The sequence below is a fragment of the Confluentibacter lentus genome, from assembly GCF_002806995.1.
GTDB lineage: Bacteria > Bacteroidota > Bacteroidia > Flavobacteriales > Flavobacteriaceae > Confluentibacter > Confluentibacter lentus.
Genome location: NZ_NIHE01000011.1, coordinates 1 through 25,504, shown reverse-complemented (window position 1 = coordinate 25,504; position 25,504 = coordinate 1). Strand labels below are relative to the sequence as shown.

At 33.4% G+C, this 25,504-nt stretch carries 21 protein-coding genes; 12 read left to right on the top strand and 9 right to left on the bottom strand.

Going from position 1 to position 25,504, the window contains the following annotated elements:
- Positions 1-64 precede the first annotated feature (64 nt).
- The 5 genes from CDH50_RS14580 to CDH50_RS14560 all read right to left on the bottom strand — a co-directional run bounded on the left by CDH50_RS14580 (position 65) and on the right by CDH50_RS14560 (position 7,698).
- Entirely contained in the window at positions 65-2,893 is a 2,829-nt protein-coding gene (locus tag CDH50_RS14580; protein WP_100613027.1) for a gluzincin family metallopeptidase, read from the bottom strand.
- 114 nt (positions 2,894-3,007) lie between these two features.
- The gene (locus tag CDH50_RS14575) at positions 3,008-3,697 is read right to left on the bottom strand and encodes an LOG family protein (protein WP_100613026.1); all 690 of its coding nucleotides are present in this window, start codon (positions 3,695-3,697) and stop codon (positions 3,008-3,010) included.
- Positions 3,698-3,740: 43 nt separating this feature from the next.
- Entirely contained in the window at positions 3,741-6,572 is a 2,832-nt protein-coding gene (uvrA, locus tag CDH50_RS14570; protein ID WP_100613025.1) for an excinuclease ABC subunit UvrA, read from the bottom strand.
- Positions 6,573-6,671: 99 nt separating this feature from the next.
- On the bottom strand, positions 6,672-7,154 hold the full coding sequence (locus CDH50_RS14565; RefSeq protein ID WP_100613078.1) for a septal ring lytic transglycosylase RlpA family protein: 483 nt from the start codon (positions 7,152-7,154) through the stop codon (positions 6,672-6,674).
- Positions 7,155-7,332: 178 nt separating this feature from the next.
- Complete coding sequence (locus CDH50_RS14560) at positions 7,333-7,698, bottom strand: hypothetical protein (protein WP_100613024.1); 366 nt, start codon at positions 7,696-7,698, stop codon at positions 7,333-7,335.
- 418 nt (positions 7,699-8,116) lie between these two features.
- On the opposite strand from CDH50_RS14560, the gene CDH50_RS14555 reads away from it, so the two are divergent.
- The 3 genes from CDH50_RS14555 (at position 8,117) to CDH50_RS14545 (ending at position 12,774) form a co-directional block, all read left to right on the top strand.
- Positions 8,117-8,641, top strand: a complete 525-nt coding sequence (locus CDH50_RS14555; protein WP_100613023.1) for a hypothetical protein — start codon at positions 8,117-8,119, stop codon at positions 8,639-8,641.
- Between the two features lie 153 nt (positions 8,642-8,794).
- Positions 8,795-11,107: a VWA domain-containing protein gene (locus tag CDH50_RS14550; RefSeq protein ID WP_198513512.1), complete on the top strand. Its 2,313-nt coding sequence runs from the start codon at positions 8,795-8,797 to the stop codon at positions 11,105-11,107.
- A 65-nt stretch (positions 11,108-11,172) separates the two neighbouring features.
- Positions 11,173-12,774 carry a carboxypeptidase-like regulatory domain-containing protein gene (locus tag CDH50_RS14545; protein ID WP_100613022.1) on the top strand — a complete coding sequence of 534 codons (1,602 nt, stop codon included), beginning with the start codon at positions 11,173-11,175 and terminating at the stop codon, positions 12,772-12,774.
- Positions 12,775-12,797: 23 nt separating this feature from the next.
- Here the strand turns inward: CDH50_RS14545 and CDH50_RS14540 are convergent, their stop codons facing one another.
- Positions 12,798-13,187, bottom strand: a complete 390-nt coding sequence (locus CDH50_RS14540; protein WP_100613021.1) for a transmembrane 220 family protein — start codon at positions 13,185-13,187, stop codon at positions 12,798-12,800.
- A 151-nt stretch (positions 13,188-13,338) separates the two neighbouring features.
- On the opposite strand from CDH50_RS14540, the gene CDH50_RS14535 reads away from it, so the two are divergent.
- Both CDH50_RS14535 and CDH50_RS14530 read left to right on the top strand, forming a co-directional pair.
- Entirely contained in the window at positions 13,339-15,246 is a 1,908-nt protein-coding gene (locus CDH50_RS14535) for a 3-keto-disaccharide hydrolase (RefSeq protein ID WP_100613020.1), read from the top strand.
- Between the two features lie 17 nt (positions 15,247-15,263).
- A complete protein-coding gene (locus CDH50_RS14530) occupies positions 15,264-17,225 on the top strand; it encodes a plastocyanin/azurin family copper-binding protein (RefSeq protein WP_100613019.1) in 1,962 nt (653 codons plus the stop codon).
- 49 nt (positions 17,226-17,274) lie between these two features.
- Here the strand turns inward: CDH50_RS14530 and CDH50_RS14525 are convergent, their stop codons facing one another.
- Both CDH50_RS14525 and CDH50_RS14520 read right to left on the bottom strand, forming a co-directional pair.
- Positions 17,275-17,697 carry a DoxX family protein gene (locus CDH50_RS14525; RefSeq protein WP_100613018.1) on the bottom strand — a complete coding sequence of 141 codons (423 nt, stop codon included), beginning with the start codon at positions 17,695-17,697 and terminating at the stop codon, positions 17,275-17,277.
- Between the two features lie 57 nt (positions 17,698-17,754).
- Positions 17,755-19,383, bottom strand: a complete 1,629-nt coding sequence (locus CDH50_RS14520) for an acyl-CoA carboxylase subunit beta (RefSeq protein WP_100613017.1) — start codon at positions 19,381-19,383, stop codon at positions 17,755-17,757.
- A gap of 174 nt (positions 19,384-19,557) precedes the next feature.
- Here CDH50_RS14520 and CDH50_RS14515 point away from each other — a divergent pair, with 174 nt between their 5' ends.
- The 7 genes from CDH50_RS14515 to ettA all read left to right on the top strand — a co-directional run bounded on the left by CDH50_RS14515 (position 19,558) and on the right by ettA (position 25,020).
- A complete protein-coding gene (locus CDH50_RS14515; RefSeq protein WP_100613016.1) occupies positions 19,558-20,088 on the top strand; it encodes an NADPH-dependent FMN reductase in 531 nt (176 codons plus the stop codon).
- Positions 20,089-20,090: 2 nt separating this feature from the next.
- Positions 20,091-20,381 (top strand): GNAT family N-acetyltransferase, encoded by a 291-nt coding sequence (locus CDH50_RS14510; RefSeq protein WP_100613015.1) that lies wholly within the window; start codon positions 20,091-20,093, stop codon positions 20,379-20,381.
- Between the two features lie 4 nt (positions 20,382-20,385).
- Complete coding sequence (locus CDH50_RS14505) at positions 20,386-20,823, top strand: MarR family winged helix-turn-helix transcriptional regulator (protein ID WP_100613014.1); 438 nt, start codon at positions 20,386-20,388, stop codon at positions 20,821-20,823.
- Positions 20,824-20,848: 25 nt separating this feature from the next.
- Positions 20,849-21,571, top strand: coding sequence for a pirin family protein (locus CDH50_RS14500; RefSeq protein WP_100613013.1), 723 nt, complete (start codon positions 20,849-20,851; stop codon positions 21,569-21,571).
- 162 nt (positions 21,572-21,733) lie between these two features.
- A complete protein-coding gene (locus CDH50_RS14495; RefSeq protein ID WP_100613012.1) occupies positions 21,734-22,894 on the top strand; it encodes an OmpA family protein in 1,161 nt (386 codons plus the stop codon).
- 252 nt (positions 22,895-23,146) lie between these two features.
- A complete protein-coding gene (locus tag CDH50_RS14490; protein ID WP_100613011.1) occupies positions 23,147-23,329 on the top strand; it encodes a CAL67264 family membrane protein in 183 nt (60 codons plus the stop codon).
- On the top strand, positions 23,329-25,020 hold the full coding sequence (ettA, locus tag CDH50_RS14485; RefSeq protein WP_100613010.1) for an energy-dependent translational throttle protein EttA: 1,692 nt from the start codon (positions 23,329-23,331) through the stop codon (positions 25,018-25,020). Before CDH50_RS14490 ends, ettA begins: the two co-directional genes overlap by 1 nt.
- A 49-nt stretch (positions 25,021-25,069) precedes the next feature.
- Here ettA and CDH50_RS14480 read toward each other — a convergent pair whose 3' ends face one another.
- Positions 25,070-25,303 carry a hypothetical protein gene (locus tag CDH50_RS14480; protein WP_100613009.1) on the bottom strand — a complete coding sequence of 78 codons (234 nt, stop codon included), beginning with the start codon at positions 25,301-25,303 and terminating at the stop codon, positions 25,070-25,072.
- Between the last annotated feature and the right edge of the window lie 201 nt (positions 25,304-25,504).

Below are 25,504 nucleotides of genomic sequence, written 5' to 3'. Positions count from 1 at the left end.
AATTGCATTGGATAATCTATGAAAATGATTATTTTGTTTAAAAAAAATTAAAAATTTAACAGTCTTAATACCAGCGTCTTCTAAATAACCCTAATAAAGCTTGTGGGTCTACCGTAAACTTGAATCTTATTTTTTGTGAATAATGTGGTTGTGCAACTTCCCATCCTAAATTAGAATAAACAGGAAGATAAATTTCAAAATAATCGGTTACTAAATTGATTCTGATACCCGAATCGTATACAAATTTAGGGCTACTGTACTTGTTTTTAACAATACCCAAATCTCCATAAGCTAAGATGTATTTCCAGAGGGTGGTACTCGTATTTACTGTTGAAATCCATTGATTTGCAAAAGCAGGGTCTAGCTTAGATTTAAAGCCTCCTTCAGCATCTATATATTGCTGACTAAAAATACCTGTAGATTCAGAACGTCCCAAATAATTGTAATCAAATAAATAATCTGTTGGTCTATCTAATGCGAAACTAAAATAATTTGAGCCAGCATCATTATTATTCTTTAAAAACGCCCCAGTGAAAAACCGCAGATTGAATTGTCGGTTGCTTTCAAAAAGTTTTCTGTACTCATAATTAAACGACACTTTACTGAAGGTTTCAGCTATTTGAAAATCGGCTACCCATCTATTGAAATTAATCAGGTTGTCATTTGAATTAATAAAGTTGACATTAAACACGCCATAATTCGGTTTTGTGATATTTAATAAATTTGATGTGTCCTCGTCCCTTTTAATATCAACATACCTGAATTTTAGGGCTTTTTTCTTGTTCGACCGAAAGTCATTGTCTTCTCTAAAAAGTAGAGATATCGCAGGCATTAATTGTCTAACAAATAAATTATTAGCATAAGAGTTGTATGCGCCACTTAGGCCGAAACTCATATAATATAAATCACTGTTTTCAATGTTGTGAATGTAAAAAACTGAACCAGAACCAGTAAAGGATTTGGAATTAAGCGAATATTTTGGCTGTATTTTATAGTTAAAAGACCTTCTCAATAGGGTTCCATTATAAATTTTCGCACCCAATGTTACACCATCATAAATATTGTTAAACTCTAATAGGGGCATAAAAAAAACTTGACTGTAGTTTGGGTCTTCTACATCTTTAAAAAGTCTTAATTGTAATGGTTTGTTATTAAAAAAGAATCCTTTTAACGATTTCCAGTTATCCCTTAAATTATATTCGGGAATGACCTGATCATAATTTAAAACCAATTTGTTGGCGTTATTTCTAGGTATGGTAATGGTCTTCTCCTCATCAACATTCTCAACCCAAGTCTTAGATACAAGGCTATCATTATTTAAAGCGTATAACGATATGGGCATATTGTTATGCCTTTTGTTTTTTATGGTCAACCATACGGAATCTTCCGTCTTTGTTACGTTCTTTATTTTGTAATCTATTTTTTCGCGAGTTTTAATGTAATCATTAAAAAACCAATCAATATTCTTATTTGTTTTAGATTTAATAAAAGTTTCAAACTCTTTAGGGGATGTAGGTTTAAGTTTTGTAGTCGCTAAATAATATTTTAAAGCATTTTCTACAATATCATGATTTACAAAATCATCTAAATATTCAAAGCCAATACCAGCCTTGTATTTGTTGGCAATATTTTTGTTGAATTTTAAAAGGGAATCTTTAGCCATAGTTAATGGCTGATCTCTATTAGTTCTAGCCATAAGCATGTAGGCTAAATCGTATTTGTCGTTATATTTTAAATCGGCTGCATGAAAAGATCTAATGCCCCATATATTAGCAATGGAACCCAAAAATTTCATGTCTGGATAATTTTCTTCTACATAATTAATCATGTAATACATTTGAATGCCATCTAAAAGCCATTGGTCTTTTCTTGGATTGATGAGTAATGTGTTTTCCAAATAGTTTTGTAGTCCAATTTTCAATAATTTTAATTCATAATTAAAACTATCAGGGTAGGCGCGGATAAATTTTGGCAAAAAATTAAGTCCGTAAACGGGTTCTTTATCAATATCTATTTGAGATAGAAGCAGTTTTTTATGGGGATATCCGCCAAGATTATCTAATATAAATTTAGAGACTCTCTCAATGGTTAAAATTTTATCTATCATACCCAATCCTTCATCATTTATATTGGTGACAAATGCTAGATTTTCGTTTTCGAAGGTTTCAAAAACTTTAACTTTGTTTATAAATAATTTGTTGTTTACTCTATTATTCCCTTTTAATATAACTTTATGTTTATTAGGGGTTTGGGATGATTCTTCTATATCTAATTCTGAAGTTAAATAATATCCTTTTGGATAATCGATTTCTAATCGTATATCTGATTTAGGAATAAATAAATCATCTAGATTTTTATTGCTATAATAATGCCATTTACCATCGTAAACAGCAGGTGTTATGTACCAATATCTTAGGTTTGCATCGCCAGTAGGTGTCATGCCATAATTTGTAAATTTATCACTAGGAATTTTTACAATGTATTGAAGGTTTATAGTATAGGTATCGTTAGGTTTCAAAGGAGAATTCAAATCAACTTTTATAACATCTATTTGGTTTTTAAGTTGATTATAGACTAAGTTTTGATTGTTCTGCTTTATGGATGTAATCACCGAATAGCCTCGGTCTTCATTTTTTGCTAAATGAAAATCATTGATATATTCATCTGCCAATCGTTCGGCCAAAGCTGTTTTTTTAGTTGCATAACTTTGGTTCCAATCATTTAAATAAATACTTCGTAATGTGTCTTGGGAGGTGTTTTGGTATGTTATGGTTTGAGAGATTGTTATTTGTCCAGTTTCCATATCAAAATCAGCTTTGAGGTCAATACTATTTTGACCAAAAGCTGTTATATAGGAAATAAGAAGAATGAAATTTAGAAAACGTAATTTCAATTTATAGCAATAACATTAAATAGATTTATATTTTTATAAGGCACAGCAATATAGTAAATTAGTTGATTCTTTGGGTTAAGTATCAAGCAAACGTAAAAATTATTAATAAAGTATTTAGAAATTAGGACTTAGTTCAGAGCCATTGTAGAACGAATTCAGAATGGCTATCACTTCATCTTCAGAATCCACTAAATGTATTAAATCTAAATCTTTAGCACTTATATTGCCATTGCTTTCTAAAAGTGTTGATTTTATCCAATCCAACAATCCTTTCCAAAAGGATGTTCCAACTAAAATTATAGGGAATTCTTCTATTTTATGGGTTTGAATTAATGTCATAGCTTCAAACAATTCATCTAAAGTCCCAAACCCTCCAGGCATAACCACAAACCCTTGCGAATATTTAACAAACATGACTTTACGTACAAAAAAGTAGTCGAAATCCAGGCTTTTATCCGAATCAATATACGGGTTATCATGTTGCTCAAAAGGCAATTCAATGTTTAGTCCCACTGAAGTACCACCACCTAAATTTGCTCCTTTATTACCTGCTTCCATAATGCCTGGACCGCCACCTGTAATAACACCGTAACCTGCCTCAACAATACGTTTTGCAATTTTTTCCGCAAGAATGTAATTTGGATCCTCTGGCTTTGTCCGTGCAGACCCAAAAATGGAAACACAAGGACCAATAAGGCTCATTTTTTCAAATCCATAAACAAACTCTCCCATGATTTTGAAAATGGCCCATGAGTCGTTGGTTTTTATTTCGTTCCATCTTTTATGATGCTTTTCGTGTGTCATAAGTTTTAAATATTTTTATGTTCTATTTGTGTCTAGGAATGTATTAATTTAATTCTTTTTTCAGAAATTTAGCTGTATAACTTTTTTTATGTGTTGCAACTTCTTCTGGAGTTCCTTCAACAATGATTTGTCCACCGCCTTTACCGCCTTCATAACCAATGTCTATGATGTGGTCAACTGTTTTAATAACATCTAAATTATGCTCAATAATAAGGACGGTATTTCCTTTGTTGGCTAATTTGTTCAATACAATCATTAACACTCTAATATCCTCAAAATGAAGTCCGGTTGTGGGTTCGTCCAATATATAAAAGGTGTTTCCGGTATCGCGTTTGCTCAATTCCGTTGCCAGTTTTATACGTTGGGCTTCACCACCAGAAAGCGTTGTGCTTTGTTGTCCTAAAGTGATGTAACCGAGTCCAACATCTTTAATCGTTTTAAGTTTATTATGAATTTTAGGAATGTGTTCAAAAAAATCAACAGCTTCACTCATGGTCATATTAAGCACGTCGCTGATGGATTTTCCTTTATAACGAATCTCCAAAGTTTCCCTATTAAAACGTTTTCCTTGGCAGGTTTCACATTCTACATAAACATCTGGCAGGAAATTCATTTCGATAACCCGTAAACCACCTCCTTGGCAGGTTTCACAGCGTCCGCCAGCCACATTGAAACTAAAACGTCCCGCTTTATACCCACGAATCATAGCTTCGGGAATTTTAGCAAATAAGTTTCTAATTTCACTAAATGTTCCAGTATAGGTTACTGGATTACTGCGAGGGGTTCGTCCAATTGGGGATTGATTGATGTCAATCACTTTATCAATATGTTCTAAACCACTGATACTTTTGTATGGCATGGGTTTTTTTACGCCGTTAAAATAGTGGGCATTGAGAATGGGATAGAGGGTTTCGTTTATTAAGGTGGATTTTCCACTGCCAGAAACACCTGTAACACCAATCATTTTTCCTAAAGGAAATTTTACCGATACATTTTTTAAATTATTTCCGGTACAACCTTTTAATTCTAAAAATTTACCGTTGCCTTCCCGACGTTTTTTCGGGATTTCAATTTGTTTGGTGCCATTTAAATAATCTGCTGTAAGGGTATGATGCGTTAAAAGTTCTTTAGGTGTGCCAATACTAATTATTTCCCCGCCATATTTGCCTGCTTTCGGACCAATATCAATCACATAATCGGCGCGTTCTATCATGTCTTTATCGTGTTCCACCACAATAACCGAATTCCCTAAATCTCTTAATGCAACTAAAGAATTAATAAGTTTTTCATTATCACGTTGATGCAATCCAATACTAGGTTCATCTAAAATATAAAGAACGCCAACCAATTGTGAGCCGATTTGCGTAGCCAGACGAATGCGTTGCGCTTCTCCACCAGAAAGTGATTTTGAGCTTCTGTTTAATGATAAATAATCCAGTCCAACATCCAATAAAAATTGTAACCTAGCTTTGATTTCCTTAATGATTTCCTCTGAAATTTTTAATTGTTTTTCAGAAAGATGATGGTGCAAATCGTTAAACCAATTGGTGAGCTCTACAATATCTGCATTGGCAATTTCAGCAATATTTTTATTGTTTATCTTGAAATAAAGAGATTCTTTTTTTAATCTGGAACCGTGGCATTCCGGACAAACAATTTTATCCATATACTCTTTTGCCCAGCGTTTTAAGGATGTAGATTCAGCTGTTTTATATTGATTTTCAATAAAGTTGGCAACACCTTCAAAATCGATTTTATAATCGCGGGTAACGCCCAAAGTTTTACTTTCTACCGAAAATTTTTCATTGCCACCATACAAAATCATGTGTTTGGCGTCTTCAGGAATATCTTTATAGGCATCGGTCAATTTAAAATTGAAACGTTGCGCAATGGCTTCAAACTGTTTAAATATCCAACTGTTTTTTTCTGGTCCGTGAGGAGCTAAAGCACCATTTTTGATGGATAAAGTTTCGTCTGGAACGATTTTTTTGGTGTTAACTTCATATAATTCACCAATCCCGTTGCAATGGTCGCAAGCTCCTTTTGGGGAATTGAATGAAAAATTATTTGGCTCCGGATTTGGATATGAAATCCCTGAAGTCGGACACATTAAATGTCTACTGAAATAGCGTACTTCGTTCGTGTCTTGGTCAATCACCATCAACACATCCTCACCATGATACATGGCAGTATTGATACTTTCTGTTAGGCGTTTATCATTATCTATTGAGTCATCAATCTTAAGTCTATCAATAACAATTTCAACATCATGTGTTTTGTAACGGTCTAGCATCATGCCTTTAGTGATGTCTTTTATTTCGCCGTTGGTTCTTACCTTTACAAAACCCTGTTTGGCAATTTGCTCGAACAATTCGCGGTAATGTCCTTTTCTGGAACGCACAACTGGTGCTAAAATATTGATACGCTTGTCTCTAAAATCCGTAATAATAAGTCCTTTAATTTGTTCATCATTATAACTTATCATTTTATCGCCCGTATTGTAACTGTAGGCATCACTGGCTCGCGCATATAATAATCGAAGGAAATCGTAAATCTCAGTGATGGTGCCTACCGTTGAACGCGGCGATTTACTGGTGGTTTTTTGCTCGATGGCAATAACAGGTGACAAACCATCAATTTTGTCAACATCCGGACGCTCGAGACCGCCTAAAAATTGTCTGGCATACGCCGAAAAAGTTTCTATATAACGACGTTGTCCTTCAGCATAAATAGTATCAAAAGCTAATGACGATTTTCCACTTCCGGACAAACCAGTAATAACCACTAATTTTTCACGAGGAATCGATACATCTATATTTTTAAGATTGTGCACTCTGGCACCTTTTACTTCAATAAAATCCTCAAATTGGCTCATAAATTATAGGCAAACCTGCCTGTTTGACGGACAGGAGTGCAAAGGTACAATTTTAGTTATTAAATTTAAGTGAAGATTTAGCTCTAATAAGAAAACTGGTTACTCTTCTAAAACCTCAAGATGTACAATTAAAGAACCGGTTAGTTTGTGTTTTGTAATTTCCATAAAGGCTTTTTTTGATAAATCTATTTCCCTATCTTTAACAAAAGGGCCTCTGTCGTTTACGGTTACGATTACAGATTCATTATTAACCGTATTTGTAACCCTAATTTTAGTTCCAAATTTTAACGTTTTGTGGGCAGCAGTATATGAATTATTATCAAATTTTTCACCACTAGCAGTTTTTCTACCATTAAATTTATCGTGGTAGTAAGAGGCGTGCACATTTTCTTTATATGGCACGTATGATGTAAATGAGGAATCTATAGCTATAGTATCAGTTAAAACACTATCTATTTGTATGGTATTAAAATGTGATGTTTTGTTGATGTTTGTTTTAGGAGCTCTATTAGAAAAACTAGATATAAAAATAAGTAAACATAAAAAACTTAGAGGTTTAATAAATAATACAAGAAGCTTCATGTTTTTAAGTTTAATTGTCATTCAATAGGACTAATATAGCCTTAAAAGGCTTAAAAAATAAATTTAAAAACGGAATGGTTGCATTTTTATTGTAATGTATCAAAGATTTTAAGTAATAAAAACAAAAGAAGCTACATAAAATATGTAGCTTCTTTAAATGTTTGATTAAAAAAAGTTGTTATTTTACCACTGATATTTCACCTGAATTCAATGATTTAGTATAATTAGCCTTAACTTCTTTTAAAAATCCAAAGAATTGAGTGTTATCTTTTTTCTCTAAAACAACATAGGTATTTCCATTAGATTTTGTTATCACTTCTTTTACAACAACATGGTTTCCATGAACACTTTTGTAATTAGCTACTTTTCCTCTTTTAGCAATCATATTTAGCTTAGGAAAAGAGATATGATTATATTCAGTTCCTGAAGGATTATTTATAACTAATACATCGCCAACTTTTGGCTCGTTTTGGTTTGGAAAAGTGTTGTTGTTTGCAAAAGAAACACTAACAGCAAAAAGCAATAAAAGACATATTTTTTTCATAATTTTTAGGTTTTAAAGGGTTTAAATTATTAATTTGACACTAAAATAACGCCTAAAATGTTTATTGTAAAATTTGTTAAGACTAATTAACTTTTAAATCTTTTTATTATTTTTTGTGTTATACCCTATTAGTTTTGGGGTGTAATTCAATCTTTAATAGAAGTTTTTATGTTATGTACTTTGTAGCAAATAGTCATCTATTTTTTGTTATTTATTTTGATACTGAGACCCCATCAAAAAATAGGGTTCAACCTTTAAAAAACAAATGTAAAATTTAACATATTCTTAATATTTAATTTATGATTTTTCTTTCAAATTAATCAATCTAATATTATTGTCATTTTAAAATTTTAAAACATTTTGTTTGACAAAGTTTTTTTATAATTGCAGTAAAATGATATTTAAATAAGTAAGGATTATGAAATTATTAGGAATTGGCTCAAGAATCAACCATAAACAATTCGGCAAAGGGGTTATAACCAATGTGACATCCCAGCATTATTGGGTGACATTTATTGAAAACGGATTGGAAACCATTGATTTGGATAATGAATTTGAAGTTATTGAAGCTGCTGATGGTGATGTTGACACCGTGAGTTTTTTTGATATAGAAAGCAGTTTGGTAAACATCCTTAAAAAATGGAGCGATGTTAGTGAAGTAGTCCCAATCGCTGATAAATATAAAGGTGGCAAGCTTATTTTAGAACCCGCTGACACCAGTCTAAAACCTTATGAATTACCTATAGACACCTTTTTTCATAAAATAACGATGGTACGTGACCGGTTGCGCGTTATGGAACAACGTATTAATGCGAGCGATTTAGATGAACAAAGTAAAATTGATTTACAGCAATACATCACTAGAATTTATGGCAGTTTAACCAGTTTTAATATTCTGTTTAAATCTAAAAACCATCAGTTCGTGGGGCAGAAGGGAAGTTAACATATTTTAATTAAAGAGTTATAATATAAAAGCTAAACGCAAGTTTGGCTTTTTTTTGTGCTTTACTCATTCAAAAGACGATTTCACTCATTGCTGGTTTTATAATTTGCCTGTTGGTTTTAGTTTTAACCTAAACTTTTAAAATCGACTATTATGAAAACACTATTTACATGCTTATTTGTAATGATTTCAATCATACAATTAAACGCTCAAGACCGATTGGTTATTGGTAAAGTTACAGATTCCAAAGACGCTATTCCTTTGATTGGCGTTAATGTTTTGATTAAAGGAAAGACAACTGGTACTGTAACAGATTTTGATGGACTCTACGAAATTAAAGCAAAAGACTCAGATATTTTGGTGTTTAGTTATGTTGGTTATGAAACTAAAGAAATGAAGGTTGGCACTTTAAGAACTATCAATGTAGCTTTAAATCCTTCAATTTCGGCTATGGAAGAAGTAGTAGTGGTTGGTTATGGTATTTCAAATAGTAGGCCTTATACGCCGTCAGCTTCCCAAATAAAACGGCAAAAACAAAAAGCGTATCACAATCAATTGGCAGGGCAAATTCAATCCACACCAATTACCCAAACGTTGGCAGGGAAAGTAGCAGGTCTTCAAATCACAAACCAAAATCACAGTAATAATAATGCTAGGGTTGTACTTAGGGGACAAGCTTCATTATCTAAAAATTTGCAACCGTTAATCGTGCTGGATGGCATTGTGAGGCCTAACGATGATTTGAATGGCGTTAATTCCAATAACATTCAAAATATAACCGTGCTAAAAGATGCTTCAGCAACTTCTATATATGGAAGTAGAGGTTCTAATGGGGTTATTATTATTTCAACTAAAAATAATTCAACCGAGATAAAAGAAGAGCCTTTATATATCGTTGATGGTGTGCCAATAAAAAAAGAAAACAATTATGTCATAAGAAATTTATCTGAAACAGATATAGATAGCAAGATTGCTTATGATAAATCTGACGCTAAGAAAAAATTCGGACAAATAGCTAAAAACGGATGTGTTGTAATTACAACGCATAATGGTAATTTCAGACTGAATAATGAAGAAAGTTATGCTGTTATAGAAGAAAATAATTTTGAAAGAACGTCATTGGCACCATTATCAACTTTTTCAATTGATGTGGATAAAGCAGCCTATAGCAATTTAAGACGTATGATTAATAATGGTGAATCTATTGACCCTGATGCTGTTAAAATTGAAGAAATGATTAATTATTTTGATTATGATTATCCGCAACCTACAGATGAACACCCATTTTCAATCAATACTGAAGTAGCGAAAGCACCATGGAACGAGGAAACTAAAATTGTAAAAATCGGTTTGCAGGGAAAAACATTTTCCAATGATGAATTGCCAGCCTCAAACCTTACGTTTTTAATTGATGTCTCAGGTTCAATGAATTTAGATAATAAATTACCATTGTTAAAATCGGCTTTCAAATTATTGGTTAACCAATTGAGGGAAGAAGATAAAGTAGCTATCGTGGTATATGCTGGAGCAGCGGGTGTGGTTTTAGAGCCTACTTCCGGAAGACATAAAGAAAAAATAATCTCTGCTTTAAATAAATTGGAAGCTGGTGGCTCAACAGCTGGAGGTCAAGGTATTACATTAGCTTATAAATTGGCTGAAGAAAATTTCAAAAAAAGCGGAAACAACAGAGTTATTCTTGCTACTGATGGCGATTTTAATGTAGGCGCATCAAGCGATAAGGATATGGAAAAACTAATTGAAGAAAAACGTAAATCTGGTGTGTTTTTATCTGTATTAGGTTTCGGCTATGGAAATTACAAAGACTCTAAACTGGAAATTTTAGCAGATAAAGGCAATGGAAACCATGCCTATATTGATACCATGCAAGAAGCCCAAAAAGTGTTTGGGAAAGAGTTTGGCGGTACCTTATTCACCATAGCTAAAGATGTTAAAATTCAAATTGAGTTTAATCCAAGTAAGGTTCAGGCATACAGGCTTATAGGCTATGAAAACCGACTATTGAATGATGAAGATTTTATTGATGATACCAAAGATGCAGGCGAATTGGGCAGCGGACATACCGTAACAGCACTTTATGAAGTTATTCCTGTAGGCGTAAAAAGCAATTATATAAAAGACGTTGCAGACTTAAAATATACCCAATCGGAAGTTTTGCAAAATCATTCAGATGAATTGTTTACGGTGAAATTCAGATACAAAAAACCAGATGGCGATAAAAGTATAGAAATGGTTCATGTTCAAAAAGATGACGTTCAAGTGCCATCAGAAGATTTAGAATTTGTGTCTGCTGTAGCCATGTTTGGCATGCAATTAAGGCAATCAAAATACCATAACAATTCAAAAATTGAAGACGCTATCAGTTTAGCCAAAAAGGGCAGAGGAGACGACAAAGATGGGTATAGAGCAGAATTTATAAGGCTCATATCCTCCTACAAAAATCTATAATCATTAAATGCGACTTTTTTAGTCGCATTTTTTTTGTATTTTAAATCGCTTAAAACCAATTAGCTATGAGAATTCCATTTATGGTTGTTTTTGTGTTTTTTTCCATTGTCGTGTTTTCCCAGGAAATACCGTCTAAAGATGCTATTGATGATACATTTGCTAATTCTACTGCCAAAAAAATTACAGGAACCATCACAGATGTTTCGGGTGCACCATTATTCGGGGTCAATGTCATTGTTAAAGGAACAAATAAAGCTACAAAAACCGATTTCAATGGATATTATACTATCAATGTTAATAAAGGTGATGTGTTGGTATTCAGTTTTATTGGACTACAAACCCAAGAAGAGATTTCAGAAGGCATGACCGTTTTAAATGTTGTCTTAGATGAGGATACTGAAATATTAAAAGAAGTGGTTGTGAATGCTGAAAAAAATATTAGAAAAAAGCGGGCTGAAAGTTATGCTACCTATGAAATCACACAACAACAAATAAACAAAATGGGATATTATGAAAAATTATCACAGTTTTTTGGGGATATAGGTGCTGTTCGTGTTAGGGGGCAAACTTCTATGTTTTCAAGTGATGTCCCTTTATATGTTATTGATGGAATTCCAGTTAATAATAGAGGTCCAATTGATGATTTAATTAATATAAATGATATTGAAAGTGTAAAAATTATAAGAGGTGTTTCTGGTTTTTATAGATATGGAGAAAGAGCACTAGGTGGTGCCATTGAGATTACTACTAAACGTAAACTAGGAGCAAAAAACAGAATGGGTAGTAACACTGTGGCAAATTTATATAAAGGGAGTTTAAAAGTTGAAGAAAGTATATTGGATGAACCATACATTAAAGAACTTTCCATAGCCCATTCAGCAGAAGAAGCATATAACATATATCTGAAACAAAAAGAGCAGTATGGACATTTGCCAGCTTATTATTTAAATATTTACAATTATTTTAAAAAGTGGAAAGATAGAAATTATGAATTAAGAATATTGTTCAATGATGTTATAACAGATCTCGATAATCCAGAGCAGCTTAAAGCTTTAGCCTATTTATTGGAAGCTGCAAAAGAATACAAGTTGGCCATTAACATATATAACCAAATTTTAAGATTGCTCCCAGCCGATCTCCAGTCCTTTAGGGATTTGGCACTGATTTATAAAAATATTGGTCTTGAGCAAGAGTCCACAGCAATTTTAAGTAGCCTGATATCAGATGAAAACAATGACAACGAAGGAGCTTTGGAGTTTTCGGATATAGATGATATACTATTGAACGATGGTTTAAATGTAAGTTACGATTTAAGGATTGTAGCAGATTGGAACAGATATGATGCTAATATCAATCTGCAGGTTATTGACCCTTCTCGTGAGACATGCAATTATGAAAACCCAAAAACAAAACAAGGTGGCCAATTGGCGCAGAACATGTCACAAGGTTATGGGCCAGAAGAATTCATACTTAAAAATGCAAAAAAAGGGAGTTATTTTGTAATGGTTAATTATTCACTAAGAGATACGGAAGAAACAACCAAGCCAACCTATATAAAGTTAACAATGTTTAAGGATTATGGCAAACCAACAGAAACAAGAGAAATTAAAGTTTTACAACTCACCGAACCTCAAGACGGACTTGTTATAGCTAAATTAGAATTCTGAAGAACAATCTAAAACCGTTTTTCTCACTTAAAAACTGGTCTTTTTAATTGGTATGCCAATGCTATAACAGCTATCAATAACCCAAGAAATTCTCTGGTACCTTCTAAATAAGGCTTCTCATAAACCATTTCGCCAAAAAGTTCTTCTTTGTGATCTATTTTGAACCAATCAATAAAATAAGAAAAATGTCTGGTAGAATATATAACCAGAGCTATAATAAATATCCACAACAAAATTTTAGAAATCTTTTTATAGTTGGCAATCAAACAAATGAATGCTACAATGCCATAAATGGTAAACCAAACCATAGGATCAGGGTCATTTAATTGAACGAAAGCAAATAAAACAAATAGAATAAATAAAACGATGTTGATGATTTTTCTGGATTTGTTTATGTTTTGGTCAGCCGTCATGGTTATTTTTTTTATTATTGCAGGGATAAATATAAAATATATTTGTTCATTTTCAGTCAGTAATCTCAATTGACTGATTAAAATTTTATATTTTTTTAAGTTTGCTTCTATTATTAATATATTTTAAAATAAGTAATTTAAAAATGATTTTATGAAATACACCACCACACTAAACTATTGTATGGCATTTATGATTTGTTGTTTTACGTCTTGCAAGAAAGATGTAAAAATAACCGAGACAATGGTTGTTCCAGAGGAAGAACCAAAACAAATAGAATTTCTACCTTTTACCGAGATTGATTTAAACGATTTATCTTCTTTTAAACCAACAACAAATAATTGGCAAATTGTTGGCAATGCTGTTGCCGACAGAGTTAAAGGAAGAACGTTGACCTTTTCTGAAGGAACAGGAATTTTGATAAATACGGGTGATAAAGATGCTAACGGACATATTTTTTCATCTTTTGAACATGGAGATATCGAAATCGAGTTAGATGTCATGATGCCCGTAAAATCAAATTCAGGTTTATATTTTCAAGGTAGATATGAGGTGCAACTATTTGACAGTTGGGGCGTTAAAGAACCACAGTATTCAGATATCGGAGGAATTTACCAAAGATGGGACGGAACAAGAGGTCAGGGAAAAGAAGGATTTGAAGGGAAGGCTCCTAAAACAAATGCCGCTAAAGCGCCAGGTTTATGGCAACATTTTAAAATCATTTTTCATGCACCAAAGTTTGATGAATCTGGAAATAAAATAAAAAATGCTTGGTTTGAAGAAGTATGGCTTAATGGCGTTTTAATACAAAGCAATGTTGAAGTTTCTGGTCCTACACAAGCTGCTGCTTTTGAAGATGAAAAACCTAGAGGCGCATTTATGATTCAAGGCGATCATGGCCCTGTAGCTATAAAAAACATAAAGTATAAGATGTATGAAGATAAGAAGTTTTCATTTTCCAACATCGTTAATAAAGAATTTGAAGGTAATTATCAGGCTCTTATAAATATGGATAGCCTTAAAATGGTAAGTGAAAAAAATGTTGATAATATTGATATATCTGAGCTTGCTTTAAGTAATTCAAGGAAAATAGTATCCTATTCTGGAACTATGGAAGTGCCAACTGCGGGAGATTATCTTTTTGGAATGGGATTAAATGGTGGTGGCGTATTATTGATTAATAACGATACCATCTTTAATATGAATGAGGATTATGGTTACGCATTTCAACAGAGATTTGCTGAGCTGACTTTAGAAAAAGGTTCTGTGCCATTTGTTTTGATTTATAATAAAAAATTCCCTTGGAGGGGCGAACTTGAATTAAAAGTAGAAGGGCCTCAAATACAGAGTTATTCACTTTTAGAACCCATAGTTGATACAAGACCAAGAAGACCACAACCTGAAAGAATTCTTATAGAGCCTAAAGAAGACATCATAGCCCAGAGAACTTTTATCATGCATAAAGATATAAAGAAGGTATTTAGCATTTCAGTCGGTAGTCCGATAGGAATCCATTATGCATTCGATTTATCAAGAGGCTCCTTATTAATGGCTTGGGATGGTCAATTTTTAGATGCTACGCCAATGTGGGATTCCAGAGGTGAAAGTCAGTTGGTAGAGCCAAATCAATTTCATGTGGCAAGTCATGGTGGTTTTGAATTTGCATATCTTGAAAGCGATGATTCCAATTGGCCTAAAATGGACGATGATATTGGTTTTAAACAATTGGGCTATGAGTTTAATCAAGAAGGTATTCCTATGTTTTTAAGCCAAATAAATGGCACAACCGTAACCAATACATTCAAACCTTCTAGTCAGCGTAAAATTGGAAGGCAAATAGTTGTAAATGCGGATAAAACCATTTGGCATAAACTAGCTGAAGGAGAAAGTATTGAAGCATTGCCAAACAATACGTATATCGTTAATGATGAAAGTTATTATGTTGAAGTATCTGGAAGCAATAAGTTAAAACCGTTTATTAGGAATGTAAACGGTCTAGATGAGCTTGTTGTGAAAATTCCATCTGGAAAACAAACTATTAACTATAGTATTATCTGGTAATCTAAAAGAACATAATCATGAAACATATAAATAATATATTAAAATTAGTATTGGTTTTTTGTTTGTGCCAAACATCTTTCGCACAGGTATCAAACGATTTACAAAAAAAAGAAGCTGAATATTATAAAATAGTGAATGTACCGATTCCTAAAGATGTTATTCTTGAAGTGGGTGGATTATCATTAACAGATGATGATAAATTAGGAGTTTCCACAAGAAGGGGAGACGTTTGGTTAATTGATAAACCTTACAGTCAAAATCCAACATATAAACGATTTGCACATGGTTTACACGAGCCTTTAGGTTTGGCTTATAAGAACAAAGGATTTTATTTATCCCAAAGAGGTGAACTTACACGTTTGGAAGATAAGAATAATGATGGTGTAGCCGATGTATATAAAACCGTTTATTCTTGGCCTTTATCGGGTAATTATCATGAGTATTCTTATGGTCCAAAATTCACAAAAGATGGTGATATGCTGGTTACCTTAAACCTTGGTTGGATGGATCGTGGTGTGAGTTTGGTAAAATGGCGCGGGTGGATGTTGAAGATTACCCCAGAAGGTAAAATGACACCCATAGGAACAGGATTGCGTTCGCCAGCGGGTTATGCCATTAATGGTGATGGCGATATATTTTATACGGAGAATCAAGGAGATTGGGTAGGTTCTGGTAGAATGACACATTTAGAGCTTGGTGATTTTGCAGGAAACCCTGAAGGATTACGATGGGCTGGTGAACCAGAATCCCCCATAAGAAATTTAAAATTTGAAGATATTGAAGCAGAGTCTGGACTCACTTTATATGAGTATGCCAAAAAAGTACCGGCATTAAAAGCGCCAGCAATTTGGTTTCCACATACCATTTTAGGGATTTCAACATCAGATATGATTTACGATACAAGTAAAGGTAAATTTGGACCCTTTGAAGGACAGATATTTGTAGGCGACCAAGGACATAGTAAAATCATGCGTGTTTACATGGAAAAAGTCAATGGTGTATATCAAGGAGCTGCTTTTGGTTTTAGGGAAGGATTTTCTTCTGGTATTTTAAGAATGATTTGGGGAAGTGATAACAGTATGTTTGTAGGTATGACCAGTAGGGGATGGTCCTCAACAGGTAAAGAAGATTATGGTTTACAACGTTTGGAGTGGACAGGAAAAACACCTTTCGAAATAAAAACCATGAAAGCTTTAGCTGATGGTTTTAAATTGGAGTTTACCAAACCAGTCAACAAAAAAATGGCTCAAGATATCATGTCGTATAAATTGACAACATTCAATTATTTATATCATTTAACGTATGGTAGTCCTATTGTAGATCAACAAAGTGCCATGATACATAATGCAGAAGTGTCTGAAGATGGTTTGTCGGTTAAATTAACGGTACACGGCATGAGATTAGGCTTTATACATCAATTGGAAATACCTAATTTAAAATCCACTACTGGAGAATTGTTATTGCATAACACTGGTTATTATACGTTGAATGAAGTTCCTGGAGGTGTTTTGAAATCATCTCAAATGAATGAAATGAAAACCTCTGGAAAGGTTGTTAACCAACCTAAGAGAGTTACCAAAATACCTAGTACTTGGGGAGGCAAAGTCGATAAAAAATTATTAATAGGAACCGTTCCCGGATTGAAATATGATGTTAATGAATTGGTTGTAAATAAAAATAGCAAAATTGAATTGACACTAAATAACAATGATGATATGCTCCATAATGTTGTTATTACCAAAACAGGAGCAGACACACCTACCAAAGTAGGGGAATTGGCATTAAACTTAGGGTTGGATGGGCCTGACCTTAACTATGTGCCGAATTCCGATTTAGTGTTATTCCATTCTGGCATTGTAGGCCCAGGAGCTTCTGAAAAAATTTATTTCCAAGCACCTAGTGAACCTGGGACCTATTGGATTGTTTGTACTTTCCCAGGGCACTCAATGACAATGAGGGCAAAGTTTATTGTGAAGTAATAGTGTTTAATATACTTATAAGTTAGGGCAACATAGTAGTTGCCCTTTTTTATTTTTGCATTTTAAAATAATAATCTAATGAATGCTTGCCAGAACCATATAATAAGAAAAAAGAACAAATCAGTAGCGTAATAATTGCTAATATTAAATTATCTGTGTTCATTTCTCCCAAAAAATTGATGAGGATTGCACCAATTAAAATCGGTATTTGAGCAATAATTGTCCATCGTGTTAATAATCCAAAAGCAATTAAAACACCACCAATAAAATGAGCCGGAGCAACATAGTGAACAATGATCATACCACCAGCCATATTTTGCAAAGGTTTAAATAGCGACATGAGCATGGTCGTATCAGACATAAAATGAATTCCTTTAATGAATAAAAATATACCTAAAGCAACTCGAACTAAATCAAGTGGCAAATAGGTATGACTATTTGCCCACTTATTAAGGGTTTTTATTGTATCCATGATTGAAGTTGTTGATTTTCAATAGAAAAGATACAAAAAAAATAATATAATTAAAAATTATACCTGTAAAATCCCCATGTTAAAGGACTTTTCAATAGGCGCGTGGTTTGCAGCTTCTATACCCATGCTAATCCATTTTCTAGTGTTTAATGGATCAATAATGGCATCAGTCCATAGTCTGGCAGCCGCATAATAGGGTGATACTTGATTGTCGTACCTGTCTTTTATTTTATTAAAGAGTAGTTCTTCTTTTTCGGGAGTGATTTTTTCACCCTTCTTCTCTAGGGAAGCCTTTTCAATTTGAAGTAATACTTTTGCAGCAGAGTTTCCACTCATAACCGCTAATTCGGCACTAGGCCAAGCGACAATAAGTCTAGGGTCATAAGCTTTCCCACACATGGCATAATTACCGGCTCCATAACTATTGCCAATAATAACCGTGAATTTAGGAACCACACTGTTGCTAACGGCATTCACCATTTTAGCACCATCTTTAATAATACCGGAATGTTCACTTTTGCTTCCGACCATAAACCCCGTGACATCCTGTAAAAATACTAATGGAATTTTTTTCTGATTGCAATTGGCTATAAATCGTGTGGCTTTATCTGCGCTATCATTATATATCACGCCACCAAATTGCATTTCGCCTTGTTTGGTTTTTACAAGTTTACGTTGATTGGCAACAATGCCAACCGCCCAGCCGTCTATTCTTGCGTAGCATGTTATTATGGTTTTACCATAGCCTGCTTTGTATTCATCAAATTCTGAGTTATCCACTAAACGTTTGATAATCTCATACATGTCATATTGTTCCACACGGCTTTTTGGTAAAATGCCATAGATGTCCTCGGGATTTTCTTTAGGTTTTTCTGGAGCAATTCTATCAAATCCAGCTTTGTTGTAATCACCAATTTTATCAATAATATTTTTAATGGTATCCAGTGCATCAGCATCATCTTTGGCTTTATAATCGGTCACTCCAGAAATTTCACAATGGGTAGTAGCACCACCTAAAGTTTCATTATCAATATTTTCGCCAATGGCTGCTTTCACCAAATAACTGCCAGCTAAAAAAATGCTACCAGTTTTGTCAACTATCAAGGCTTCATCACTCATAATAGGCAAGTAAGCGCCCCCAGCAACACAACTGCCCATAACAGCGGCAATTTGTGTAATGCCCATACTGCTCATAATGGCATTATTTCTAAAAATACGTCCAAAATGCTCTTTGTCTGGAAAAATTTCGTCTTGCAAAGGCAAATACACGCCAGCACTATCTACTAAATAAATAATAGGTAGTTTATTTTCAATAGCGATTTCTTGGGCTCGAAGATTCTTTTTAGCTGTTATAGGAAACCACGCGCCTGCTTTTACAGAGGCATCATTAGCAACAACGATACATTGCTTGCCTTTTATGTAGCCGATTTTAACAACGACACCGGCAGAAGGACATCCTCCATGCTCTTCATACATGTCATCACCTGCAAAGGCAGCAATTTCAATGGACTTTGTGTTAGGATCCAGTAGGTAATTAACACGCTCGTGGGCTGTCATTTTGCCCTTTTCGTGTTGTTTTTCTAAGGCTGCTTTACCACCACCTAAATGTACTTTAGCTAACCTTTTGTTAAGTTCAGATACAAGTAGTTTATTGTGATCCTCATTTTTATTGAAGTCGATATCCATTTACAATTTCTTTGTTGCTAAAGTACAAAAGTTGATTTTCTTGTGAAATACTATTCTTTTATTAAATGTAGACTTTAAATCTTAATGAAATCATAAAATATATTACATGGAAATATATTCCTTGGAAAATAAATTTATTATTTCTATATTTGTACAATAATTAAAATACATAATATGAAAAATATAATAGCTTTTGCAGGTAGTAATAGTAAAAACTCAATAAATAAGGACTTAGTTACATATGCGTCCACTTTGGTTGAAGACGCAAACATTACCATATTAGATTTAAATGATTTCGAATTACCTCTATATGGTATAGATTTAGAACATGAGCAAGGCATCCCAGAAAATGCCCATAAATTTTTAAACTTGATAAAAGAATCTGATGGTATATTACTATCATTAGCAGAACATAATGGAGCTTATTCAACAGTTTTTAAAAATTTATTTGATTGGCTGACTCGGATTAATGGAAAAATGTTTTTTAATAAACCCATGTTTTTGATGGCAACATCGCCTGGTGGTAGAGGTGGATTAACAGTTTTGGAGATAGCAAAAGGGAGATTTCCATTTCATGATGGCAATGTAGTTGAAATATTTTCATTACCTTTTTTCGGTAATAATTTTGCAGATGGAAAAATTATAAATGAAGATTACAATAATCAGCTTATAAATGCTGTTGAACGTTTTAATAAACAACTATAATTATGGAAGTAAAGCATTTAAATAATGGTAGAAAGGGGTCGTTTTATGTTGAAATAGACAATAATAAAGTTGCGGAAATGACTTACAGCCATGCTGAACCCAACAAAATAATTATTGATCATACTGAAGTTAGTGATACTTTAAAAGGACAAGGCGTGGGTTACAAATTAATCGATGCGGCGGTTGAATATATGCGTGCCAACAACTTAAAAGTGATTCCTTTATGTCCTTTTGCAAATGCTGTGTTTAAAAAAGAAATCACAAGAATTTTCCGATGTTCTAGCTTAAATTAAAGATATGGGGGATATAAGTAAAGACATACATTCAAAATTTGCCAATAACAAAATTAAAGCCTTGTTGAATATTTTATATACAGCAAACTGGATTTCAAGCTATCAAAATGATTTTTTTAAAGATTATGGAATCTCTCCACAACAATACAATATTCTTAGAATATTAAAAGGAGCAGGAGAACCCATAAATGTTCAGATTGTGAAAAATAGAATGATTGAACGTTCACCAAATGCCACCCGTTTAATGGACAAATTATGCGCAAAAAAGTATATTGAACGATTAGCTTGTCCAGAAGATAGACGTGTAGTGAAAATTGCGATTACTCAAGAAGGTAAAAATCTTTTGGCATCCATTCCAGATAATTTAGATAACGATTTATTGAAAAATTTAAACGAAGAAGAAGCCGAACAGTTAAGCAATCTGTTAGATAAAATGCGATAATAAATTAAAAGAAAGGAAATTAAAAATGAAAACAATAATTCATAAAGCAGACAGTAGAGGATTTGCAAACCACGGTTGGTTGCAAGCAAACCATTCCTTTAGTTTTGCCAATTTTTACAATCCAGATAAAGTACATTTTGGTGCTTTGCGTGTTTTAAATGATGACATTGTTGCTCCAAAAATGGGTTTTGGAACACATCCGCACAATAACATGGAAATCATTACAATTCCGTTAAAAGGCGTGTTGAAGCACAAAGATAATATGGGAGATGAGTGGATACCGGTTAAACCTGGTGAAGTTCAAATAATGAGCGCAGGAACTGGGGTACAACATTCTGAAATAAATGGTTCTGCGGACGAAGATTTAGGGTTGTTTCAAATATGGATCATGCCAAACAAACAACATGTTAAACCGCGTTACGACCAAAGAGCGTTTGATATTAATGAACGAAAAAACAAACTTCAAACCTTGGTAACATCTATTGATGAAAACCATGAAGGAAGCTTGAAAATACATCAAGATGCTGTGATATCTCGAATAGATTTAGATAAAGGAAAGACATTTGACTATATATTAAAGAGCAAAAACCATGGCGTTTACGTTATGAACATTCATGGTAAAATAATTATAGACAAAACCACTTTGGATACCCGAGATGCCTTAGGTGTTTCAGATACGGATTCATTTGAAATAAACGTAGAAGAAGATTCTAGTTTGCTATTTATTGAAGTGCCTATGGCATTTTAAGATAAGTTTTTGAAAATTTAATAAAAGCATCCTCAAGAGGATGCTTTTTAATTTCACGATTATTCCTATAATCGATTATTTTTACTATTTGAAGTAAATATTTTACTAGCCTTTGTTATTATAATATTTTCGCAGCTTTAAAATTAACCCCAAATTTAAAAGATGAGAAAAAAAGGATTTTTACTAGTCATACTAGTCGCTAATGTTTTTCTAACATATGCCCAAACCCCTGAATTAACAAAAAAAGATTCTACAATTGTAAGTTCATGGATTGCAGGAATTGGTTTTAATGCTGTAGATGATTCAGACGACGAGTTTAATAGATTGTTTGATATAAAAGATGCATGGAATGCTGTGCCTTTTCCTTCTCGATTAAGTATAGGTAGGTATTTTAAAAATGGATTGGGAATTGAATCCATTGCCGCCTACAACAAATATAAAAAGGATAAAATTGTTGATGGCTTGCCCATTGCAAGTGATAAAGATTATTTCTCTATAGATAGTAGATTGAGTTATGATCTTAACAAAATTATAGGTGAAACTGGTTGGTTCGATCCTTATGCTGGAGTAGGTATTGGTTACACATACGCCAATGATATTTCTCGAGGCACTTATAACGCCGTATTGGGTTTTAGAACTTGGTTTTCAGAACGAATTGGGTTAGATGTGAATTCATCTGGAAAATGGACTATGAATAAAAATTATACAAATCATTTGCAACATGCCATTGGTGTAGTTTATAGGTTTAATGTTGAAAAGGAATTGAATAAAGATGGTGAAGCAAAACTAGAACTGATTGAAGCATTAGAAAAAGAAGCCGCTAGAGTTAATGATTCTATAGCTTTGGCAAATGAAAATAAATTGTTGGCTGAAAAATTAGAAAAGGAAAAAGAAGCAGCAAGACTTGCCCAAATTGAAAAGGAAAAAGAAGAGGCTAGAGCTAAAGAGAAAACTGATATACAAAATAAAATAGATGCTCTGGAGAACGTTTATTTCCCTTTAAACGCTTCATATTTAACGCCGTCATCTAAAAATGTATTATCTAATTTGAATTCAATCTTAAATGAACATCCTAAATTACAATTAGAGATTAGTTCGCATACGGATTCGAGGGGTTCATCTGCTTACAACCAATTGCTTTCTGAGCGTAGATTAAAAAGTACCATAGATTATTTGTTGAATAATGGAGTAGGAACGGATAGAATTACCGGAAAAGCCTATGGTGAAGAAAAATTAATGAATGAATGTGATGATGATACTAAATGTTCTGAAATTAAACATAAGGAAAATAGAAGATCGGAATTTAAAATAATTAATTATTAAACATACTTTTTAAAATTGTAGTCTGAATTGATTTATAAAATTTTAAAATCTTTTAATTAAGCATCCTTATTAGGATGCTTTTTTATTTAAAAATACGATATTTGTGTTTCAAATGGCGCAAAGGATTGTAGCTGTATCCTGTTTTATTTGTTTTGAAATATATTTTGATTACGATGGATGTAACAAATAAAAAGAAATAGCAAAAAGCCTGACCATGCCCTAAGCATGGATGCGCACTAAACAAATTTAATTATGGCAATGAATAAAAACACGGTCCTAGCTTGGGCTACAACAATTATGATTTTAGTTGGTTTACTTTTAATAGGCATGGGAGCATTTAGATATGACGACGTTGCTGGCTGGGGATTTGCCGCTGTGGGTCTAGGTTTTTTCGCCATTGCTTGGGTTTTTAACGCTTTAAAAGGTAGAGTATAATGAGTGACGATAAGAAAGTAATCTTTTCAATGACTGGTCTTACAAAGACCTTTCAAGGTGCTAACACACCTGTATTAAAAAATATTTATTTAAGTTTCTTTTACGGAGCTAAAATCGGGATTCTAGGTTTGAACGGTTCTGGTAAATCGACTTTGCTTAAAATTATAGCCGGAGTTGATAAAAATTATCAAGGTGATGTTACCTTTTTACAAGATTATTCAGTTGGTTTTTTGGAACAAGAGCCCAAATTAGACGATAATAAAACGGTCATGGAAGTGGTTCGGGAAGGAGCTGCTGAAACAGTTGCCATTCTTGACGAATACAACAAAATAAACGATATGTTTGGCTTGGAAGAAGTCTATTCCAATCCTGATAAGATGGAAAAGCTTATGAACAGACAGGCTGAACTTCAAGATCAAATTGATGCATCCAATGCTTGGGAATTGGACACCAAACTTGAAATTGCTATGGATGCCTTGCGTACACCAGATGGTGATAAGAAAATTGGTGTTTTATCCGGTGGTGAGCGTCGTCGTGTGGCATTGTGTAGATTATTGTTGCAAGAACCAGATGTATTGCTATTGGATGAGCCAACCAACCATTTGGATGCCGAATCGGTACATTGGTTAGAACAACATTTGGCTGAATATAAAGGAACTGTGATTGCCGTAACGCATGATAGATACTTTTTAGATAATGTGGCGGGGTGGATTTTAGAACTGGATAGAGGAGAAGGCATCCCATGGAAAGGAAATTATTCATCTTGGTTAGACCAAAAATCCAAACGATTGGCCCAAGAAAGTAAAACGGCATCAAAACGCCAAAAAACATTGGAACGTGAGTTGGAGTGGGTTCGTCAAGGGGCTAAAGGCCGTCAGACCAAACAAAAAGCGCGTTTGAACAATTATGATAAACTATTAAGTCAAGACCAAAAGCAGTTGGATGAAAAGCTTGAAATTTATATTCCAAATGGCCCTAGACTAGGCACGAATGTTATTGAAGCGATTGGGGTTAGCAAAGCGTATGACGATAAATTATTGTACGAAGATTTGAATTTCAAATTACCACAAGCAGGTATTGTTGGTGTGATAGGTCCGAATGGTGCCGGTAAAACAACTATTTTCAGAATGATTATGGGTGAGGAAACTCCCGATAAAGGTGAATTTCAAGTTGGAGAAACAGCTAAATTGGCTTATGTGGACCAAAAGCATTCCAATATAGATGTTGAAAAATCCATTTGGGAAAACTTTAGTGATAGTCAGGAATTAATCATGATGGGAGGAAAACAAGTAAATTCCAGAGCTTACTTAAGCCGTTTTAATTTCTCTGGGAGTGAGCAGAACAAAAAAGTAAAATTGCTTTCTGGAGGTGAACGTAACCGCTTGCATTTAGCTATGACTCTTAAAGAAGAGGGTAACGTGTTACTTTTAGATGAACCTACTAACGACCTTGATGTGAATACGTTACGTGCTCTGGAAGAAGGTCTGGAAAACTTTGCAGGTTGTGCCGTTGTTATTAGTCACGACCGATGGTTTTTAGATAGAATCTGTACCCATATTTTAGCTTTTGAAGGCGATAGTCAAGTGTATTTCTTTGAAGGTGGTTTTTCTGAATATGAAGAAAATAAAAAGAAACGTTTAGGGGGTGATTTAACGCCTAAACGTATTAAATATAAAAAATTGGTTCGTTAAGTAAATTAATTTAATAAAACAAAAAGCCTGCTAATTGCAGGCTTTTTGATTATTGATACATATGTCCGTCCGTGAAATCGTTATACTTTTCCTCTTCCTCTTTTGCTAACTTTTCACTTATTTTATCTAGCTGTTCATTTTCCTTTTTAAGTTTATATGATTTTCTAACGCCCAAAATAAGCAGCACAGCAAAAAATATAACTACAATAGTAAGCATGGTAACTATTTGCCCATGATCAATTAAGAGGGTTAATAAAAGTTGAATTTGGCAATAGTTTAGCATCAGTTCTAAATTAATTTGAGGCAATAGTATACCAAATATAGTACTTTTTTTATAAGTTAATGAGAGAATTTAAATTAGAAATCGCACCTATCCCTATAATGGAATTTAAATTTATTATGGTTATATTCGTTTTCAAAATTTTTAGTATGGATAAAATACTTTCTTTAGCTGGTGCAGGGAATACGAAAAAGCACCAAGAAG

Excerpts from the sequence above, each read along its gene's own strand:
- CDH50_RS14510 (WP_100613015.1), top strand. The coding sequence starts at position 20,091 with ATGGAAGTAAAGCATTTAAATAATGGTAGAAAGGGGTCGTTTTATGTT.
- CDH50_RS14500 (WP_100613013.1), top strand. The coding sequence starts at position 20,849 with ATGAAAACAATAATTCATAAAGCAGACAGTAGAGGATTTGCAAACCAC.
- CDH50_RS14540 (WP_100613021.1), bottom strand. The coding sequence starts at position 13,187 with ATGACGGCTGACCAAAACATAAACAAATCCAGAAAAATCATCAACATC.
- CDH50_RS14535 (WP_100613020.1), top strand. The coding sequence starts at position 13,339 with ATGAAATACACCACCACACTAAACTATTGTATGGCATTTATGATTTGT.
- CDH50_RS14565 (WP_100613078.1), bottom strand. The coding sequence starts at position 7,154 with ATGAAGCTTCTTGTATTATTTATTAAACCTCTAAGTTTTTTATGTTTA.
- CDH50_RS14490 (WP_100613011.1), top strand. The coding sequence starts at position 23,147 with ATGGCAATGAATAAAAACACGGTCCTAGCTTGGGCTACAACAATTATG.
- CDH50_RS14560 (WP_100613024.1), bottom strand. The coding sequence starts at position 7,698 with ATGAAAAAAATATGTCTTTTATTGCTTTTTGCTGTTAGTGTTTCTTTT.
- CDH50_RS14550 (WP_198513512.1), top strand. The coding sequence starts at position 8,795 with ATGAAAACACTATTTACATGCTTATTTGTAATGATTTCAATCATACAA.
- uvrA (WP_100613025.1), bottom strand. The coding sequence starts at position 6,572 with ATGAGCCAATTTGAGGATTTTATTGAAGTAAAAGGTGCCAGAGTGCAC.
- CDH50_RS14575 (WP_100613026.1), bottom strand. The coding sequence starts at position 3,697 with ATGACACACGAAAAGCATCATAAAAGATGGAACGAAATAAAAACCAAC.
- CDH50_RS14495 (WP_100613012.1), top strand. The coding sequence starts at position 21,734 with ATGAGAAAAAAAGGATTTTTACTAGTCATACTAGTCGCTAATGTTTTT.
- CDH50_RS14480 (WP_100613009.1), bottom strand. The coding sequence starts at position 25,303 with ATGCTAAACTATTGCCAAATTCAACTTTTATTAACCCTCTTAATTGAT.
- CDH50_RS14545 (WP_100613022.1), top strand. The coding sequence starts at position 11,173 with ATGAGAATTCCATTTATGGTTGTTTTTGTGTTTTTTTCCATTGTCGTG.
- CDH50_RS14555 (WP_100613023.1), top strand. The coding sequence starts at position 8,117 with ATGAAATTATTAGGAATTGGCTCAAGAATCAACCATAAACAATTCGGC.
- CDH50_RS14520 (WP_100613017.1), bottom strand. The coding sequence starts at position 19,383 with ATGGATATCGACTTCAATAAAAATGAGGATCACAATAAACTACTTGTA.
- CDH50_RS14525 (WP_100613018.1), bottom strand. The coding sequence starts at position 17,697 with ATGGATACAATAAAAACCCTTAATAAGTGGGCAAATAGTCATACCTAT.
- CDH50_RS14505 (WP_100613014.1), top strand. The coding sequence starts at position 20,386 with ATGGGGGATATAAGTAAAGACATACATTCAAAATTTGCCAATAACAAA.
- ettA (WP_100613010.1), top strand. The coding sequence starts at position 23,329 with ATGAGTGACGATAAGAAAGTAATCTTTTCAATGACTGGTCTTACAAAG.
- CDH50_RS14515 (WP_100613016.1), top strand. The coding sequence starts at position 19,558 with ATGAAAAATATAATAGCTTTTGCAGGTAGTAATAGTAAAAACTCAATA.
- CDH50_RS14530 (WP_100613019.1), top strand. The coding sequence starts at position 15,264 with ATGAAACATATAAATAATATATTAAAATTAGTATTGGTTTTTTGTTTG.